This is a genomic window from Arthrobacter sp. BE255 (genome assembly GCF_031457335.1).
Lineage (GTDB): Bacteria > Actinomycetota > Actinomycetes > Actinomycetales > Micrococcaceae > Arthrobacter.
In genome coordinates this window covers 232,395-249,317 of record NZ_JAVDWK010000002.1, presented here as the reverse complement: position 1 = coordinate 249,317, position 16,923 = coordinate 232,395, and the positions used below count along the sequence as shown (strand labels likewise).

The following is a 16,923-nucleotide window of genomic DNA, read 5'->3' as shown; positions in this document are numbered from 1 at the left end:
CCTTTCGCTTTTTCGTTTCATCGTGGCTGGGTCGCTCCGGTACCGGCGCCATTTGCCGCTTGCTGCTCCTTCGTCGCTCTGACGCAAGCTACACAAATGACCCCGGCACCCTCGCTCGGCGACTGGCGCACGAGGCGCGGACCGCCAGGCATTTGTGTAGGCGCCGTCAAAGCGACGAAGGAGCAGGCGCCGGCAAATGTCTGGGGGTTGGCGCCGTACTGGACCACACCCCATGCACGTGACCGTCGCCGCGCCTTCTGTGCTTGGGGCGGGAAAACGTGTTGAATCGGGGCATGGCAACTGAGAACCCGGCGATCCCGGGCGAGCAACCTGAAACCCCTTTCCACGACCTTGACCACTACCTGGCCATCCCGCGCGTGAGCGGCCTGTCCCTGAGCCCGGACGGCCGCAGGCTGGTCACCACCGTGTCCACGCTCAACGGCAAAGGCACCGAATTCGCCACCGCCCTCTGGGAGCTGGATCCCGCCGGGGAAAAGCATGCCCGGCGCATTACCCGCAGCGCCAAAGGCGAGGCCGGAGCTGCCTTCGCGGCCAACGGCGATGTCTACTTCACCTCCGCCCGGCCGGATCCGGACAGCCCGGAAGGTGATCCGGTCAGTGCCCTCTGGCTGCTGCCGGCCGACGGCGGTGAGGCCCGTGTGGTCCTCTCGCGTCCCGGCGGCGTTGGCGCCGTCATGGCCGCCCGGAACGCCGATGCCACCTTCGTCACGGCCGAACTCCTGGCCGGCTCAACCGACGAGGAAAACGACGCCGACCGCCGCAAGTCCCGCAAAGACAACAAAGTTTCCGCCATCCTGCACAGCGAATACCCGGTCCGCTACTGGGACGCCGACCTGGGACCGGGGCAGCCGCGGATCTTCGCCGTCGAACCGGGAACGGACAAGGAACCCGGCAAGCCGGCCACCGTGGACGCTGCGCCGCCGCTGCAGCTCCGCAACCTCACCCCCGACGCCGGGCCGCGGCTCCGCGAGGCCGAGACAGTAGTCAGCCCGGACGGCCGGACCATATACACGAGCTACACCAGGCCGCTGGCCAAGGCGGACAGCCGCTCAGTCCTGGTGGCGGTGGATGTCGCCACGGCAAGCCAGAAGGTGCTCCTGGACGAGGAGGGCATGAGTTTCTTCCCGGGCCCGGTCAGCCCGGACGGGAATACCCTCGTGGTGCTCAGCGAGAGCGACACCACCCCGCACGAAGCGCCCCAGGTCAAGCTGCACCTGCTGGACGTTTCAGGCAAGGCGGACGGTGCGGCTGGCAACAACGGCCTCACCCCGCTGGTGCCTGACTGGGACCGCTGGGCCAAGCCGGCGGCATGGTTGCCGGACGGTTCGGGCCTCCTCGTCACCGCGGACGACGACGGCGCGTCGCCCGTTTTCCGGGTCAGCGTCCCGGCGTCTGCGGCTGAAGTGAGCGTCACCCGGGTGACGCAGGACGCCTCGGCGTACACCGACGTCGTGGTTTCCCCTGAAGGCCGCAGCGCCTATGCGCTCCGCAGCTCCTACGCGTTCCCGCCCGAGGCGGTCCGGATCGACCTGGAAACAGGGGAGACCACCCGGCTGCCGGCTCCGGCGGAACGGCCAAACTACCCTGGCAGGCTGGAGCGGCTGGCTGCAACCGCGCCGGACGGCACACGCGTGCCCGCCTACCTGGCACTGCCCGACGGCGCGTCGGCTGACTCGCCCGCACCCATGCTGCTGTGGATCCACGGCGGCCCGCTGGGATCATGGAATGCCTGGACCTGGCGCTGGAACCCCTGGCTGCTCACCGCGAAGGGTTACGCGGTACTGCTGCCCGATCCGGCGCTGTCCACCGGCTACGGCCAGGCCCACATCCAGCGGGGCTGGGGCGAGTGGGGCAAGGGCCCGTTCACGGACCTGATGGCCGTCACCGATACCGCAGTGGCGCGCCCGGACATCGACGGGACCCGGACCGCTGCCATGGGCGGGTCCTTCGGCGGCTACATGGCCAACTGGGTTGCAGGCCAGACCGACCGCTTCAAGGCGATCGTCACGCACGCCAGCCTCTGGGCGCTGGACCAGTTCGGCCCCACCACGGACGCCTCCCAGTACTGGCTCAAGGAAATGACCGAGGAGATGGCCCGCGACAACTCGCCGCACCTCCATGTCGAAAAGATCAGTACCCCCATGCTGGTGATCCATGGCGACAAGGATTACCGGGTGCCGATCGGCGAAGGCCTGCGGCTCTGGTACGAACTCCTCTCCAAGTCGCAGCTGGCCGCGGACGAGGACGGCCAGGCCCGGCACAGGTTCCTCTACTTCCCGGACGAGAACCACTGGATCCTGCAGCCGCAACACGCCAAGGTCTGGTACGGCGTCGTGGAAAGTTTCCTCGCGAAGAACGTGCTGGACGAGGACTTGCCTGTGCCTCCCGAGCTCGGACTGTAAGCTCCCGCTCCGGTCACCTCCGGCTCGGAGGCTGGGACATTTACCGCGTGCTGCTCCTTCGTCGCTTTGACGCACGCTACATAAATGTCCCAGCCTCCGTCGCCTCGTGCCGTGCGTCACCCCTGGATGCGGCCAATTGCCCACATCTTCGCCCCGCGGCGTCACGCAGGGCACGGTTTTGGGTTGCAGGTCGGGCGCAAACCCCGACATTGCTAGGGGGAGGTGACGCGGAGCTGCCGAAACCGTGTCCGGCGTGACGCTTGAGGCGACTGACGCACGAGGCGCGTCACATGCGAAGCGAGGGTGCCGGGGTCATTTGTGTAGCTTGCGTCGGAGCGACGAAGGAGCAGGCGCCGGCAAATGTCTGGCGGTCGGCGCCGTACTTGGAGCGCCCCAACCCGGCACAGGCCCGCGGACAGCACTCGCGCCTCGTAGGATTGATCCTGTGACTGACTCCTTCCGTATCCGCCCTGCCCGCACCGGCGATGTGGCCGCCATTAAGAGACTGGTGGCACCGCTGGCGGACCAGCGGATCCTGATGGCCAAGGAGACGGTGGCCTATTACGAGAGCCTGCAGGAGTTCCGGATTGCGGAATCGGCCGACGGCGACGTGATCGGCTGCGGCGCCCTGCACGTGATGTGGGAGGACCTGGCCGAGGTGCGCACCCTTGCGGCCTCGGATGCCTGGCGTGGCAAGGGTGTGGGCCACGTGCTGGTGGAGAGCCTGCTGGAGGAGGCCAAAGCGCTCGGCGTTGCCCGCGTTTTCTGCCTCACCTTCGAGGTGGATTTCTTCAAACGCCACGGCTTCGACGTGATGGAGGACCAGTCCGCGGTGGACCCTGTGGTCTACTCCGAACTGCTCCGCTCCCATGACGAAGGCGTGGCCGAATTCCTTGACCTCGCAAGGGTAAAGCCCAACACACTGGGCAATACCCGCATGATCAAGTTCCTCTGACGTCCTCGGCCCAGCCACAACAGCCGCCCGAGCAACAGCAGCCCCGCCTTCCCCGGATGGCGGGGCTGCGTCATGCCAGGACACCTCCTTGCTTTAGTAAATTTGATAGATAAACTATGGAAGGCCTGTGTTTGGGGGCACGTGCGCAAGGGACAGTCATTGGGGGCTGTCCCTTTCGTCGTTCCCGGGACGGGCGGCGCCAGAGGAACAACGCCGTGGGCCCGCGGCAAGCGGCAGGAACTACCGCAGCTTCAGCGGCGGTAGTAGGGTCAATGTGACACCCGCCAGACGGACCGCCCGGGAGCGCCGCCATGAAAAAACTCATCAATGATCCCCGCGCTGTGGTGGACGAGTCGGTGGACGGCTTTGGGTTGGCCCACGCGGATCTGGTCGCCGTCAATGCGGAGCCCCGGTTCATTATCCGAAGGGACGCGCCGGTGGCCGGGAAGGTGGGGCTGGTTTCCGGCGGCGGCAGCGGCCACGAGCCGCTGCACGCAGGCTTTGTTGGCATGGGAATGCTCGACGCCGCCGTGCCGGGGGCGGTGTTCACCTCGCCGACGCCGGACCAGATCCTTCCGGCAACGCAGGCAGTTGACTCAGGTGCCGGCGTCGTCCATATCGTCAAGAACTACACCGGCGACGTGCTGAACTTCGAAACCGCCGCCGAGCTGGCCGAGGCGGAAGGCGTGCAGGTCCGCACCGTCCTGGTCAACGACGACGTCGCAGTGGAGGACTCGCTGTACACGGCAGGGCGGCGGGGCGTGGGCGGCACCGTGCTGGTGGAGAAGATCGCCGGAGCCGCTGCCGAGCGGGGAGACAGCCTGGACGCCGTCGCTGCAATCGGCGAGCGGGTGAACAGCAACGTCCGCACCATGGGCGTTGCGCTGTCGGCCTGTACCGTGCCGCATGCCGGCACGCCCAGCTTCGACCTGGAGGACAACGAGATCGAGATCGGCATCGGAATCCACGGCGAACCCGGCCGGCACAAGATCCCGCTGGAGAACGCGGACACCATCACTGACATGCTGCTGGAACCCGTGCTCAGCGACCTGGGCATCGCAGCCGGTGACAAGGTGCTCCTGTTCGTCAACGGGATGGGCGGGACGCCTCTGAGCGAGCTCTACATTGTGTTCCGCCGGGCCGCCCGGGTGATCGCGGACAGGGGCGCCACGGTGGAACGCTCCCTGGTGGGGAACTACATCACCGCCCTGGAGATGCAGGGCTGCTCCATTTCGGTCCTCCGGCTGGACGATGAGCTGACCGGGCTCTGGGACGCCCCGGTGCACACGGCCGCCCTGCGCTGGGGAGCGTAGTCATGGTGCTCGACGCGAACTGGGCCGTGAAATGGCTGACGCTCTGCGCCCAGGCCATGGCGGAAAACCGGGTATGGCTCATCGAACTGGACCGCGCCATCGGGGACTCGGACCACGGCGAAAACATGGACCGCGGCTTCCAGGCTGTCCTGGATAAACTTGCAGAAGTACCGCCTGAGACGCCCGGGGCCGCACTCAAGCTGACGGCCATGACGCTGATATCCAAAGTGGGCGGTGCTGCCGGTCCGCTGTACGGCACCGCCTTCCTCCGGGCCGCAGCCGCGCTGGGCGACGCGATGGAGGTGGAGCCGGCCGCGTTCGCTGGGGCCCTGCTCGCAGCCAGGGACGGCATCGTGGCCCGCGGCAAGGCGGAGCCGGGTGACAAGACCATGGTGGACGCGTGGACGCCGGCCGCCGAAGCTGCCGTTGCGGCCGCCGCGGACGGGGCAGGCAGCGTCCTTGAGGTCCTGGTGGCCGCGGCCGAAGCCGCCGAGGCAGGCGCCGCCGCCACGGATCCGATGGTGGCCCGCAAAGGACGCGCCAGTTACCTGGGGGAACGGAGCGCCGGCCACCGCGATCCGGGAGCGGCGTCCAGCGCGCTGATCCTCCGCGCGGCAGTCGGGGCCGCGGCGTGACCGTCGCCCTGGTTGTGGTTTCCCATAGTGAAAAAATTGCCGACGGCGCCGCGGAACTTGCCGCGCAGATGGCACCTGATGTCTCCATCGTGGCCGCCGGGGGTACCGCGGACGGGCGGATCGGCACCAGCCTCGAGAAGGTCATGGCTGCCCTGGAACAGGCTGCCGGCGCGGATGGCGTGGTCATCCTGACCGATCTGGGATCCGCCGTGATGACTGCGGAATCCGCCCTGGAGTTTGCCGGGGAGCCGGACGGCATAGTGCTGGCGGACGCTCCCCTGGTCGAGGGGCTGGTGGCTGCCGCCGTGGCGGCGCAGGGCGGCGCTGACGTGCACGCCGTCAAACGTGCCGCTGAAGCCGCGTACGGCTCCGCAAGGGGAGTGCCGCCGTCGTCCTCCATCAGTGCCGTCGAGGAGGGCTCGGTGACGGGGGCAGGACCGGAATTCACCGGCGACTTCGAACTCATCAACCAGGCCGGAATGCATGCACGCCCGGCCGCCAAAATCGCCGGCGGGCTGTCATCGCTGGACGCGCGCGTGACCGTCAACGGCCTGGACGGGACCTCAATGACAGCACTGATGACCCTCGCGGCCGGCAAAGGCTCGGTGCTGCACGTTGAAGCCTGGGGCGTCGACGCCGAGCGGGCAGTGAACTATGTTGGCGGGCTGGTCCAGGCCGGGTTCGGGGAGCCGTAGGCCTCCCAAGTGCCCTCTTTGGACTTCTCCGGTGTGTTCACGCCCGTCCTGTCAGGGCCTGCGAATATCATCGATGCCATGGAACGGCTCGACATCGATGACAACTGCCCGCCGCTGGTGGTTCTGGACGGACAGACATCCATCGAGGAGCTCTTCGACGAACTCGGGTTCGAGTGGCGGGCGGATTCGGGCCTGTCCGGCACGGACGTTGGTGCCCCCTCAGGCGGAATGACGGGGCAGGCCACACTGTTCTGACCTGCGTGAATTCATCACCCCGGGTTCATCCGCCGTTAAGGGTGGTGCCCTAGATTGTCCCTTCAGGCACTCTCTGCTCGAAGGGATCCATCATGGCCAATATTGCTGAAATTCTGGGCAGGCTAACCCCTGAAGAACTCGACGGCCTGCGGGGCCTTGGCCCGCAGGGCCATCTGACCAAGCCCCTCGTGGAAGCCCTGGACCGGGCCGCCGGAGGGGCCGGAGCAGGCCGCGGCTACTACGTGCCCACCGGCAGCGTCAGTGAGACCGGCGGCCCCCATCTCGTCCTGCGCAGCGACGTCTCCGCATGGCTTTTCGGGACAGCCCCGCAGGTACCCCACACCGGGGCGTCCGACCCGGCAGCCCAGCAGTAGCCGGGCGTCACGGAGCCTGGCGCAACCCGCCGGCGTCGAGTATTACGGAAGCGGTGACAAACCTTCCGCACTGCTCGCCGTAGGGGAAGTCGCCGCGGGGGCGGAAGTCCAGCGTCCGCACCGGCAACGCTGAGCCGTTGGGGGAGGTTCCGGTGGCCGTCACTGCCATCGGCGATTCGGTCAGGGAATCCAGGAACAGCATGCCGATCATGGTTCCGTCAGGCGACACTGTGGCCGAGCAAGAGCCGTCCGGCCTGCAGCCCTGGTCGATGGACACACTGCCCTGCCGCAGCTCCAGAGCGTCCTCCGTGCACACGCCGTCCTGGCAGGCTTTCAGGCGCAGGGTGCCCACCTGGGGCACGTAGGGGGCCGCCACGGTGACTGACACCACCGACGCCTGTGCGATCGCCGGGCACGGCGTCTCGTAAGGGAAGTAGTAGCAGCCAGAGGTGAGCAACGTCGTCGATACCAGTGCCAGAATTACCCCGGACTTGCGCATACTTCAGCGTAGGACGGGCGGGCCGGGGCCCGCACTGCTACCAGGAAACTGACGCAAACATCGTTATTGCCAGCACGCCGAAGGTCACCAGAATGAGACCTGTGGCCAGCCTGCCCCTGGCAACAACGAACACGGGCAGCGTGGATTCGGCCGGGTTGGCCGGGTTGTAGGCCACCGGAATGGTGGCGCCGATGATCGCCTGGTCCCGGCTGTAGATGTCGGACTGCCCCAGCCACCGCCGGCCGTTGGCGTCGCTGAACTCATACGACGGCGCGAAGCGGTCCCGGCCGTTGCTGGCAGGCCCGTCTTCGCCGTGGAGGTTTCCCGTGACGGTGGCGGACGTGTGCGGCCAGCCGGCGATGGAGCGTTGCCGGCGGAATGATGCGGACAGGGACAAACCCGCCAGGATCAGGCCAAGCACCACGAACAGTCCCGGCAGGACAATAAAGAGCAGTTTCAGGGCATCCATGGTTCAGCCCACCGGGAAGATGCCGACGAACCAGAACGAGACCAGGGCGAACACCGCAAAGAACGGAACCAGGCAGCCCAGGACCATCTTGGACTCTGCGGCCACCTGGAACGACTGGTTGGGATTCGCCGGGTTGTAGGCCACTTCGAGGAGCGCGCCGGGCACCTGCTGGTTTGCGTACGAAACCTCGGATTCGCCGCCATACAGCGTCCCGTTGGGGTCAGCGAACTGGTAGGTGGGGTAGAAGCGCCGGCCTCGCGTTGAGCCGCCTCCGCCATGTGTCCAGCCAGCAATGTTGCCGGTCACGGTTGCCTGCGCCTTGGGCCAGCCTGCGATCAGTTGCTCTTGGCGCCTGGTCTTGCGCAGTGTGTGGACAAAGGCAAAAATGACGCCCGCCACAAACAGCGCCCAGATGATGTACAGCACGATTTTCATGGAATTCCCCCGGTTCCGGTCACCAAGAAGTATGCCATCCGGCCGGGAGAGGTTCTTGTCAAAGGACTAGGCCGGCAGCCGGTAGCCGCCCTGGTGCAGCTCGGCCAGGCCGTCGCTGAGGAGCCCTGCCAGCGCCCGTTCCAGCTGTTCCGGCGCGGAGTTCAGCCTGTGCAGGGCGGCCAGCGGCACTCCGATCCCCTCCGGCTCGAACCCGAGGTCCGCCGGTTCCTGCTGGAACATCTCCGGCGGCACCGGCGTGTCAGCGACCCGGAGCACGGCCACCACGGCTCCGCGGACCTGGCGGTCGGTGCCGTGCCACGCCTGCCCCTTAGGAACATACGACGGCGGCGGCTCGCCTGCCGCCAGCCAGGCGCAGGAATCCCGCACGGGACACACAGCGCATTTCGGCGCCCGGGCCGTACACACCAGCGCCCCCAGCTCCATCACCGCAGCGTTCCAGCGCACGGACGTGCCGTCGTCGTCCGGCAGCAGTTCCGCAGCGAGCCGCATCTCCGCGGCGGTCAGGGAAGGGGCGGGAAGCGCGACGCCGGAAATGAGCCGTGCGTGGACGCGGCGGATGTTGGTGTCCACCACCGTTTCCCGGCGGCCGAACGCGAATGCCGCCACCGCGGCGGCCGTGTAGCTTCCCACCCCGGGAAGGTCCAGCAGCTCGGCGTAGGTGCCCGGGACCTTGCCGCCGTGATCACGTCCGATGGCCGCCGCCGCCGCATGGAGCCGGAGCGCCCGGCGGGGATAGCCCAGCCGGCCCCAGTGGCGTACCGCTTCCCCGGCCGGCTCGGACGCGAGGTCTGCGGGGGTGGGCCAGCGTTCCAGCCATTCCCGCCACACCGGCAGGACCCGAACCACGGGCGTCTGCTGGAGCATGATCTCGCTGACCAGCACCCCCCACGGCGAGCACGCCGGTTCACGCCACGGGAGGTCGCGTGCGGTCTCGTCGAACCAGCTGTTGATCCCGCTGTGCAGGTGGACCGGCCCGGAGCCGCCCGCGGGCGGTGGCTGCAGTTCTGTTGGCGGAGTTGCGGTGGAAAGTGCTGGGGCAAGGGTTGTAGCGTCGATCCCAACACTGTAGTTGATCCGCTGTTTGGGAAGCCACGGGGAGGCGAGCCAAGACCCCGGAAACCCGGCGTCCGGAAACCAATTGTGACCATAGCGTTGGCCGGGTGCGCGGCGTGGTGGGACAGCGGAGCCCGGCCGGTTCTCTAGCCTAGAAGGATGGGCAGGCAAGACACGTCATCAGCACGCGGCAAGGCATCCGCATCGGGTTCGCGCACCGGACGGACGCCGAGCCCCGCCGTGTACCGGCGGCGCAGGCTGTTCGTGGGCGCGGCCCTGCTGATGGTGGCGGCGATGGTCTTCGGCGGCTTTGCGGTGGCTGGGGCGTTCAGCGGCAGCTCCGACCAGGTTTCCTCCACGGGTACCCCCACCGGCGGCTCCACAGCGGCCGCGCCGGACGCTCAGCCGTCGGCAACCCCCAGCAGCACGCCTACCCCCACCCCCACCCCCACCCCCACGCCAACCTGCAACCAGAACCTGGTGACCGTTTCGGCGTCCACGGACAAAGCCGCCTACGGCCCCGATGAGAGCCCGGTGCTTAGCCTGAAGGTGACCAACGGCGGCACGATGCCGTGCGAAGTGAACATCGGCACGTCCCAGATGGAGTTCCTCGTGACCAGCGGCGCGGACAGGATCTTTTCGTCCAGGGACTGCCAGGCCACGAGCGAGGACCTGGTGAAGGTCATCGAGCCGGGTGCCAGCGAGACGGCGAACTTTCCGTGGGCGCGGAACCGCACGCTGGAAGGCTGCCAGCCCATTGCGGCGAAGCCGGGCGCGGGCGGGGCGTACTACATCTTCACGGCCAAGCTCGGCTCGAGGGCCAGCCCGAAGGCAGTGTTCCAGCTCGGCTGACCCGCACCTGACCATCGAGTGCTCCACACCGGCCCTTTTCAGCGCCTAAAAGGGCCCTTGTGGAGCATCGGTTTAGAGGAAACGGTCCAGCAGGCTGGCTTCGGCCATCCGGCTTAGGCCTTCGCGGACGGTGCGGGCGCGCTGGTCGCCGATGCCGTCAACGGTCATGAGGTCGTCAATGGTGGCCGCCATCAGGAACTGCAGGCCGCCGAAGTGGTCCACCAGGCGGTCGGCAACGGCCTTCGGGACTGCCTTGAGGCCGGACAGCAGCCGGTAGCCGCGCGGCTGCACCACGGCGTCGAGGTTGGCCTCACCGCCGGCGAAACCGACGATCCCGGAGATCTTGCCGAGGTCGATCAGCTCCGTGGGGCCGAGGTTCACCAGGGCGCTGACGGCTTTTTCGATGTCGTCGGCGGACGCGTCCGGGCCGGCGTAGTCGCGGATGATGACGTCGCTGCCGGGGCCGCGGCCCACGGTCAGTTCATCAAGCTGGAGGGACAGCAGCCGGCCGTCCTCGCCGAGTTCCAGGACGTACTGCGAGATTTCTTCCGAAATCCGGCGGACCATCTCCTGCCGCTGCAGGGTGACGGCCACGTCCCGCACGGTCACCATGGCCTCGATCTCCAGGGCGGACAGTGAGCTGGTCACCTGGTCCAGCCGCGAACGGTACCGCTCCAGGGTGGCGAGGGCCTGGTTGGCACGGGCCAGGACCTTCTCGGACCCCTCCAGCACGTGCCGGAGCCCGTTCACGTACAGGGCGATGATCTGCATTGACTGGCTGACGGAAATCACGGGCACGCCGGTCTGGATGGCCACGCGTTCCGCGGTGCGGTGCCGGGTGCCGGATTCCTGCGTTTCGATGCTTGAGTCCGGGACCAGCTGGACGGCGGCCCGGAGAATGTTGCCGGCGTCCTTGTCGCAGATGATGGCGCCGTCCATTTTGGCCAGTTCGCGCAGCCGGGTGGGGGAGAAGTCGATGCCGATGTCGAAGCCGCCGGAGCAGATCGAATCGATGGTCCTGTCCGAGCCCAGCACGATCAGCGCGCCGGTGCGCCCGCGGAGGATCCGTTCCAGCCCGTCACGCAACGGCGTGCCTGGAGCCACTCTGCCCAGAGTCGCCTTGAGCGATTCTTCGGGGCTCCGAGCCATAGTGTTCCCTTCAAAGGTGCAGGCTGCCGCCCGCAGGTACGCCGGTTTTACGCTCCGCCGACGGGATCAAAAGTATGCAGTTTCCTGCAAGCTCAATGATAGAGGTAAGAAATGGCAACAACCGCACGGACAAGCCCTAAAGTGCCCCATTAGGGGACCGGCCGAAGGCGCCTGGGAACGCGTCCGACGGCGGCTTGCCGGGTGGGTGTTTTTGTCCTGTTTGGGTGCATGGCGGGCTCAGCACCCCGGCCACATCAGAAAGATGCAACGAGGCGGGCGAGCGGCGGAGGTGCCTGCCCTGCCGGCAAGGCCTCGACGAGCAGTTGCGCGTATCGGAGCTTGTTGCCGCTGCGTCCGCCGAAGAACCGGCGCAACTGCGCCGTTACCGGCCGCTCCCGCTGCGCGGGCTGGCGTTGCAGGATCCGGAACGACGCGAGTTCGCCCTGGGCCGCGATGACGCCGAGTACGGCATCAATCCCAAGGCAGCGGATCAGTTCGTCCTCCAGGTCGGCGTAACAGACCTGGAACCCAAGCTCGGCCAGCGAACCGGACCCGACGCCTGCCCGCACGAGCGCACGGGCGACGCCACGGGATTCCCCGGCATCACACAGGCCGAGTAACCGGTGGCCCGCGCCCGCAGGTCCGTAGCGGTCGAGGAAGTGGACAATGCTGGTCGCGCCGCCCATCGGCACGACCGTGACCCGTTCGGCTGCCAGGTCATGGCCGGCCCGAAAGGCCAGCTTCTCGACCGCCATCCGGTCACTCTCGCCCTCGACCAACACCGTTGTTCCCTGCATGGAACAAGTATGGGTCAGCGTCCCCGCTGGCGCAGGAGGTGCTCAAGGTCCCGGCTGACTTTGCGCAGCGATGCCGCCCTGAGTGCTTTCTCGTCAGTAACCGGGCCGGTCCGGCGCCGGGACGCCTCGTCCGGGGTACCAGGGCTCCGCTGCAAGTCGACCTGTAAAGTTCCACTGCCGTGCATCGCCGCCGGTACCGAAGGCGGATTGGCAAGGGGATCGTAGAAGAGGCTGCCCATCATGTGCCCCAAGCTAGCGGGGCCGGGTTTCGCGGTCTTGAACTGCCGGTTTCGTCGGCGTTAAGCGGTTACCTCGGCTCCGGTCCGCCGCTGCGATAAACTTGGACATTGGCGCTCAGCCAGCCCTTTCCCCGTCCAGCGATGTCCCGTCCAGCGCCAAGGGTTATCCCCACCGCAGCGAAAGTAGCACCGTGTCCCAAGATGTCCTTAGCCCCGCCCGGGTCCATGAGATTCACAAACAGGCGGCCCGGCGTCGGACGTTTGCCGTCATTTCGCACCCTGACGCCGGAAAGTCCACGCTCACCGAAGCGCTGGCGCTGCACGCGAAGGTGATCGGCACCGCCGGTGCCTCCAGCGGCAAGGCCAACCGCAAGGAAACGGTCTCGGACTGGATGCAGATGGAAAAGGACCGCGGCATCTCCATCAGCTCCGCGGCGCTCCAGTTCTCCTACCGGGACACCGTCATCAACCTGCTGGACACCCCCGGCCACGCGGACTTCTCCGAGGACACCTACCGCGTCCTGGCCGCCGTCGACTGCGCAGTGATGCTGGTGGACGCCGCCAAGGGCCTGGAAACGCAGACCATGAAACTGTTCGAGGTCTGCAAGCAGCGCAACCTGCCCATCATTACCGTGATCAACAAGTGGGACCGCCCCGGCCTGGACGCCCTGGCGCTGATGGACGAGATCACCGAACGGACCGGCCTGCAGCCGATGCCGCTGACGTGGGCCGTGGGCATTTCCGGAGATTTCCGTGGCGTGTGGGACCTCCGCCAGGACCGTTTCGCCCGCTTCCAGCGCAACAACTCCGGCGCCAACATCGCCCTGACCGAATACTTCACGCCGGAACAGGCCGCCGAAACCCAGGGCAGCAACTGGACCGACGCCGTGGACGAAGCCGGACTGGTGATCGACTCCAACCTCGAGTTCGACGTCGACGCCTTCCACGCCGGCACCGCCACCCCCATCCTGTTCAGCTCCGCCGCCCTGAACTTCGGCGTCAAGGAACTGCTGGACGCGCTGGTGGACTTCGCCCCGCCTGCGGCGCCCCGCCCGGACGTCGACGGCAGCCCGCGCGCCGTCGAGTCGCCGTTCTCCGGCTTTGTCTTCAAGGTCCAGGCCGGCATGAACAAGGCCCACCGCGACCACGTCGCGTTTATCCGCGTTTGCTCCGGCGTTTTCGAGCGCGGCATGGTGGTCACCCAGACCCGGACCGGAAAGTCCTTCGCCACCAAGTACGCCCAGCAGGTGTTCGGACGCGAACGCGAGGTCATCGATGAGGCCTACCCCGGCGACGTCGTAGGCCTCGTTAACGCCTCCTCGCTCCGCGTCGGCGACAGCCTCTTCCTCGAGGACGCGGTGGAATACCCGGCCATCCCGCTGTTCGCCCCGGAACACTTCCAGGTGGCCCGGTCCAAGGACCCCAGCAAGTTCAAGCAGTTCCGCCGCGGCATCGAGCAGCTCGAGCACGAGGGCGTCATCCAGGTGCTCCGCTCCGACGTCCGCGGCGACCAGGCGCCGGTGCTGGCCGCCGTCGGCCCCATGCAGTTCGAGGTGGTGGAGGACCGCATGGCGCACGACTTCAACGCCCCCATGCGGCTGGAACGCCTGCCGTACTCCATGGCCAGGATTTCGACGGCGGACGCCATGCCCGCACTGGCCAACGTGCCGGGCGCCGAGGTGCTTTTGCGGTCCGACGGCGAATACCTTGCCCTGTTCAACGACGTCTGGGCGCTGCGCCGGATCGAGAAGAACCACCCCGATCTGACCCTTGTGCCCATCGGCACGCACAACCCCGCAAAGTAGCGTCCCATGCCTGCAGTTCAACCACGAGCGCTCATCACGGGCGCCGGCACCATCAACCCCCTCGGATCCAACGTGGAGCAGACCTGGGAAGCGCTGCTCGCCGGCCGCTCCGGGATCGCCCCGCTGGAGGACGACTGGGCCGGACAGCTGCCCGTGCGGATGGCCGGGCAGGTCACGGCCGACCTCTCGGAGCACCTCACCACCCGCGAGCTGAAGCGGATGGACCGGTGCGGACAGCTTGCCCTGGTGGCTGCCCGCGAAGCCTGGCAGCAGGCGGGGGCGCCCGACGTCGACCCCGAACGGTTTGCCGTGGTGATCGGCTCCGCCTACGGCGGCCTCGGTTCCACGATCGAGCAGGACCGGGCCCTGGCCAGCGGCGGCCCGCGCCGGGTCTCGCCGCACACGCTCACCCGGCTGATGGTCAACGGGCCCGCAGCCTGGGTGTCCATCGACCTGGGTGCCCGCGGCGGCGCCCGGACCCCTGTCAGCGCCTGCGCGTCCGGTGCCGAAGCAATCGTCCAGGGTGCCGAAATGATCCTGTCCGGGGCGGCCGACGTCGTGATCGCCGGCGGCGTGGACGCCTCGGTGAACGACCTGGTGATCACGGGGTTCTCCCAGATCCGTGCCCTCTCCACGCGCAACGGCGAACCGCAGCGCGCATCGCGCCCGTTCGACGGCGGCCGCGACGGTTTTGTGCTCGCCGAGGGCGCCGGCATTGTGGTGCTGGAGAGCGAGGCGCATGCCCGGGCGCGCGGCGCAGCCGTCCTGGCTGCCGTCGCCGGCGGCGCGGTGACCTCTGACGCGAACGACATCGTGGCGGCGGACCCAGCCATGCAGCGGCGGGTCATGCAGAAGGCCCTGGCCTCGGCCGGAATGGACGCCGCGGACATCGGCTTCGTCCACGCCCACGCCACCTCCACCCCGGTGGGGGACCGGCTGGAGGCGCAGGCCATCACCGCCATTCTTGGTTCCGACGTGCCCGTGACCTCCACCAAGGGCCATACCGGGCATCTTTTGGGCGGAGCAGGGGCGCTGGCCGCCGTTGTTGTGGTCCAGGCCCTGCTGACCGGCCAGCTCCCCGGGACGCTGAATGTTGAGGCGCTGGATCCTGAAGTGGACCTGAACGTCATCACCGACCCCGCCCACACCCTCGCTCCGGGCACCGCCCCGGCCGGCCTGGTGAACGCCTTCGGCTTCGGCGGACACAGCGTCGCGCTGGTGATTACGGGGAGCTGAACACCACAGCCTCAGGACCCGGAGCGCTGGTCTGGCCGCATGGCAGGATGAACGTTGCCGTCGTGCCCGCGCCCGGTGAGCTTGTGAGGCTCAGGGAGCCGCCGTGGCCTTCGATGATGGTCTTGCTGACAGGCAGCCCCAGCCCGGCCCCGGGGATGGCCGTTTCGCGTGACCGTGCGGAGCGGAAGAACTTGGTGAAGGCCTGTTCCTGGTCCTCAGCGCTCATGCCGACGCCCGGATCCGTGATCGAACAGACGAGGTCTGTCCCGGTTCTGTGCGCCCGCGCGGTGATGCGGCCGCCGTCGGGGGAGTATTTGATCGCGTTCGAGAGCAGGTTCCCCACGACCTGCCGGATCCGGTCGCCGTCCATCAGGGCAGTCAGCGGCTGCTCGGCCTCAAGTACCAGCTCCAGGCCCCTGTTCGCGGCCTGGGGGAGGGTGGAATTGACGACGTCGGCGAGGAGCCGGGCGAGGTCCGTTTCCTGCAGTGACAGCTCCACCCGTTCGGAGGCTACCGCTATCAGGTCGTTCACGAGGCCCAGAAGGTGCGTGGCGTTGCGGTGCACCACCTTTAGCTCGGCTTCGATCGTCTCGTGCCCCGGCTCGTCCAGGACCAGTTCCAGGTAGCCGAGGATGGAGGTGAGCGGTGTCCGGAGTTCGTGCGAGACGGTGCCGACGAAGTTGTCCTTGGCGGCCAGTGCCGTGATCAGGGCGGTCACGTCCACGAAGGTTATGACGCCCCCGCTGCGGACGCCGTCCGTGGAGCGGATGACGTGCGCGCTCACCGAATAGGCACGTTGTTTCCCGTCGTCGCCAGCCCACAGGAGCTCGTCCGTAAACATGTCGCCCCGTGTCACGCGTGCTACCGGGAGCATGCGGGGTGCCACCGGAGTTGCCTGGTCGCCCAGCAGCAGCCGGGTCCCGGTGTCCCCGTCGGTCAGCCGGGCAAGGACGGGATCGGCGCGGACGGCCCGGTTGGTCAGGACGTTGTTCCCTTCATGGTCAACCACCCAGACGCCCACCCCCACGGCGCCGAGTACGGCGTCCAGCAGCCGCTGGCGTTCCACGCTTTCGGTGAGTGTTTCTGCCAGCGCCTCGTCCTTGCTGACCATGGCCGTACGCTGGCGGTGAAGCGTCCCGGAGACGACATGCGCCGTTACTGCGATTGCTGCCATAACAAGGGGCAGGAAGATGGTCCGGATCATCGAGCCTTGGGCCGGGGGCGTGCCTAGAACTACTGCAGGGACGGTTGTGCTGAGTACCGTGCCCACCACAGCCATCACCACCCTGATGCGCTGGCGGCCAATGGCGAGCCACACCACCGGGAACACGAGCAGCAGGCTCAGAACCGCGAAATTGGCGCCACCGGCCTGGCGAGTGAAGCCGATGGCAAGGCAATCAAGGAAAGGTATCACCGTGAATGCGGCTGACGGCAGCCTGTCCCACGGAAGAATTACGCAGGCGGCGAAGATGGCCGAATGCGCCAGCAACGCCAGCCTGAAGGCATTGTCCGCCAGCGTCTCGGGGCTGAACAGAGCGGCAGCCACCACGATGAGCACCACAGTAACCGTGAGCGGAAGCTGGCTCATCACCACCCGGCCCCGGACGCCAAGGCCCCCGAAGAACGCGTCCAGCCTTCCGGCGAGGCGGTTCCCTTCCTCCAGGTCGTCTTCTGCGGATACGCCTGCTTGTATTCGATTAGTCACTCCGGCCCCCCAG

General features: G+C 67.6%; 17 protein-coding genes. 10 read left to right on the top strand and 7 right to left on the bottom strand.

Annotated elements, in window-relative coordinates:
* The first annotated feature begins 293 nt into the window (after nucleotides 1-293).
* The 7 genes from J2X42_RS04385 to J2X42_RS04355 all read left to right on the top strand — a co-directional run bounded on the left by J2X42_RS04385 (nucleotide 294) and on the right by J2X42_RS04355 (nucleotide 6,650).
* Nucleotides 294-2,423: an alpha/beta fold hydrolase gene (locus J2X42_RS04385; RefSeq protein ID WP_310162582.1), complete on the top strand. Its 2,130-nt coding sequence runs from the start codon at nucleotides 294-296 to the stop codon at nucleotides 2,421-2,423.
* A 445-nt stretch (nucleotides 2,424-2,868) separates the two neighbouring features.
* The gene (locus J2X42_RS04380; RefSeq protein ID WP_310162580.1) at nucleotides 2,869-3,378 is read left to right on the top strand and encodes an amino-acid N-acetyltransferase; all 510 of its coding nucleotides are present in this window, start codon (nucleotides 2,869-2,871) and stop codon (nucleotides 3,376-3,378) included.
* A gap of 311 nt (nucleotides 3,379-3,689) precedes the next feature.
* A complete protein-coding gene (gene dhaK / locus J2X42_RS04375) occupies nucleotides 3,690-4,691 on the top strand; it encodes a dihydroxyacetone kinase subunit DhaK (protein WP_310162577.1) in 1,002 nt (333 codons plus the stop codon).
* A gap of 2 nt (nucleotides 4,692-4,693) precedes the next feature.
* On the top strand, nucleotides 4,694-5,326 hold the full coding sequence (dhaL, locus tag J2X42_RS04370; protein WP_310162574.1) for a dihydroxyacetone kinase subunit DhaL: 633 nt from the start codon (nucleotides 4,694-4,696) through the stop codon (nucleotides 5,324-5,326).
* Nucleotides 5,323-6,021 (top strand): dihydroxyacetone kinase phosphoryl donor subunit DhaM, encoded by a 699-nt coding sequence (gene dhaM / locus J2X42_RS04365; protein ID WP_310162572.1) that lies wholly within the window; start codon nucleotides 5,323-5,325, stop codon nucleotides 6,019-6,021. Before dhaL ends, dhaM begins: the two co-directional genes overlap by 4 nt.
* Before the next feature lie 9 nt (nucleotides 6,022-6,030).
* Entirely contained in the window at nucleotides 6,031-6,276 is a 246-nt protein-coding gene (locus J2X42_RS04360; RefSeq protein WP_310162569.1) for a hypothetical protein, read from the top strand.
* A gap of 92 nt (nucleotides 6,277-6,368) precedes the next feature.
* Entirely contained in the window at nucleotides 6,369-6,650 is a 282-nt protein-coding gene (locus tag J2X42_RS04355; RefSeq protein WP_310162567.1) for a hypothetical protein, read from the top strand.
* Between the two features lie 7 nt (nucleotides 6,651-6,657).
* On the opposite strand, the gene J2X42_RS04350 is transcribed toward J2X42_RS04355, so the two are convergent.
* The 4 genes from J2X42_RS04350 to J2X42_RS04335 form a co-directional block, all read right to left on the bottom strand.
* Complete coding sequence (locus J2X42_RS04350; RefSeq protein ID WP_310162566.1) at nucleotides 6,658-7,149, bottom strand: hypothetical protein; 492 nt, start codon at nucleotides 7,147-7,149, stop codon at nucleotides 6,658-6,660.
* Nucleotides 7,150-7,186: 37 nt separating this feature from the next.
* Nucleotides 7,187-7,618 carry a DUF3592 domain-containing protein gene (locus J2X42_RS04345; RefSeq protein WP_310162564.1) on the bottom strand — a complete coding sequence of 144 codons (432 nt, stop codon included), beginning with the start codon at nucleotides 7,616-7,618 and terminating at the stop codon, nucleotides 7,187-7,189.
* Nucleotides 7,619-7,621: 3 nt separating this feature from the next.
* A complete protein-coding gene (locus tag J2X42_RS04340; protein WP_310162562.1) occupies nucleotides 7,622-8,053 on the bottom strand; it encodes a DUF3592 domain-containing protein in 432 nt (143 codons plus the stop codon).
* A gap of 66 nt (nucleotides 8,054-8,119) precedes the next feature.
* Nucleotides 8,120-8,956 (bottom strand): A/G-specific adenine glycosylase, encoded by an 837-nt coding sequence (locus tag J2X42_RS04335; protein WP_396134016.1) that lies wholly within the window; start codon nucleotides 8,954-8,956, stop codon nucleotides 8,120-8,122.
* 330 nt (nucleotides 8,957-9,286) lie between these two features.
* On the opposite strand from J2X42_RS04335, the gene J2X42_RS04330 reads away from it, so the two are divergent.
* Nucleotides 9,287-9,979: a hypothetical protein gene (locus J2X42_RS04330; RefSeq protein WP_310162559.1), complete on the top strand. Its 693-nt coding sequence runs from the start codon at nucleotides 9,287-9,289 to the stop codon at nucleotides 9,977-9,979.
* A 72-nt stretch (nucleotides 9,980-10,051) separates the two neighbouring features.
* On the opposite strand, the gene disA is transcribed toward J2X42_RS04330, so the two are convergent.
* Both disA and J2X42_RS04320 read right to left on the bottom strand, forming a co-directional pair.
* Entirely contained in the window at nucleotides 10,052-11,128 is a 1,077-nt protein-coding gene (disA, locus tag J2X42_RS04325) for a DNA integrity scanning diadenylate cyclase DisA (protein ID WP_131132367.1), read from the bottom strand.
* A 254-nt stretch (nucleotides 11,129-11,382) separates the two neighbouring features.
* A complete protein-coding gene (locus tag J2X42_RS04320; RefSeq protein ID WP_310162554.1) occupies nucleotides 11,383-11,925 on the bottom strand; it encodes a TOPRIM nucleotidyl transferase/hydrolase domain-containing protein in 543 nt (180 codons plus the stop codon).
* A 430-nt stretch (nucleotides 11,926-12,355) separates the two neighbouring features.
* Between J2X42_RS04320 and J2X42_RS04315 the strand changes: the two genes are divergently transcribed.
* Complete coding sequence (locus J2X42_RS04315; protein ID WP_310162551.1) at nucleotides 12,356-13,969, top strand: peptide chain release factor 3; 1,614 nt, start codon at nucleotides 12,356-12,358, stop codon at nucleotides 13,967-13,969.
* A gap of 6 nt (nucleotides 13,970-13,975) precedes the next feature.
* Nucleotides 13,976-15,205 (top strand): beta-ketoacyl-[acyl-carrier-protein] synthase family protein, encoded by a 1,230-nt coding sequence (locus tag J2X42_RS04310; protein WP_310162550.1) that lies wholly within the window; start codon nucleotides 13,976-13,978, stop codon nucleotides 15,203-15,205.
* Here the strand turns inward: J2X42_RS04310 and J2X42_RS04305 are convergent.
* Nucleotides 15,192-16,910, bottom strand: coding sequence for a HAMP domain-containing sensor histidine kinase (locus J2X42_RS04305; RefSeq protein ID WP_310162547.1), 1,719 nt, complete (start codon nucleotides 16,908-16,910; stop codon nucleotides 15,192-15,194). The genes J2X42_RS04310 and J2X42_RS04305 overlap by 14 nt on opposite strands.
* Between the last annotated feature and the right edge of the window lie 13 nt (nucleotides 16,911-16,923).

What these genes read in the sequence shown, in the direction of transcription:
- J2X42_RS04385 (WP_310162582.1), top strand. Translation starts at nt 294, where the DNA reads ATGGCAACTGAGAACCCGGCGATCCCGGGCGAGCAACCTGAAACCCCT.
- dhaK (WP_310162577.1), top strand. Translation starts at nt 3,690, where the DNA reads ATGAAAAAACTCATCAATGATCCCCGCGCTGTGGTGGACGAGTCGGTG.
- dhaL (WP_310162574.1), top strand. Translation starts at nt 4,694, where the DNA reads ATGGTGCTCGACGCGAACTGGGCCGTGAAATGGCTGACGCTCTGCGCC.
- J2X42_RS04355 (WP_310162567.1), top strand. Translation starts at nt 6,369, where the DNA reads ATGGCCAATATTGCTGAAATTCTGGGCAGGCTAACCCCTGAAGAACTC.
- J2X42_RS04350 (WP_310162566.1), bottom strand. Translation starts at nt 7,149, where the DNA reads ATGCGCAAGTCCGGGGTAATTCTGGCACTGGTATCGACGACGTTGCTC.
- J2X42_RS04345 (WP_310162564.1), bottom strand. Translation starts at nt 7,618, where the DNA reads ATGGATGCCCTGAAACTGCTCTTTATTGTCCTGCCGGGACTGTTCGTG.
- J2X42_RS04340 (WP_310162562.1), bottom strand. Translation starts at nt 8,053, where the DNA reads ATGAAAATCGTGCTGTACATCATCTGGGCGCTGTTTGTGGCGGGCGTC.
- J2X42_RS04330 (WP_310162559.1), top strand. Translation starts at nt 9,287, where the DNA reads ATGGGCAGGCAAGACACGTCATCAGCACGCGGCAAGGCATCCGCATCG.
- disA (WP_131132367.1), bottom strand. Translation starts at nt 11,128, where the DNA reads ATGGCTCGGAGCCCCGAAGAATCGCTCAAGGCGACTCTGGGCAGAGTG.
- J2X42_RS04320 (WP_310162554.1), bottom strand. Translation starts at nt 11,925, where the DNA reads ATGCAGGGAACAACGGTGTTGGTCGAGGGCGAGAGTGACCGGATGGCG.
- J2X42_RS04310 (WP_310162550.1), top strand. Translation starts at nt 13,976, where the DNA reads ATGCCTGCAGTTCAACCACGAGCGCTCATCACGGGCGCCGGCACCATC.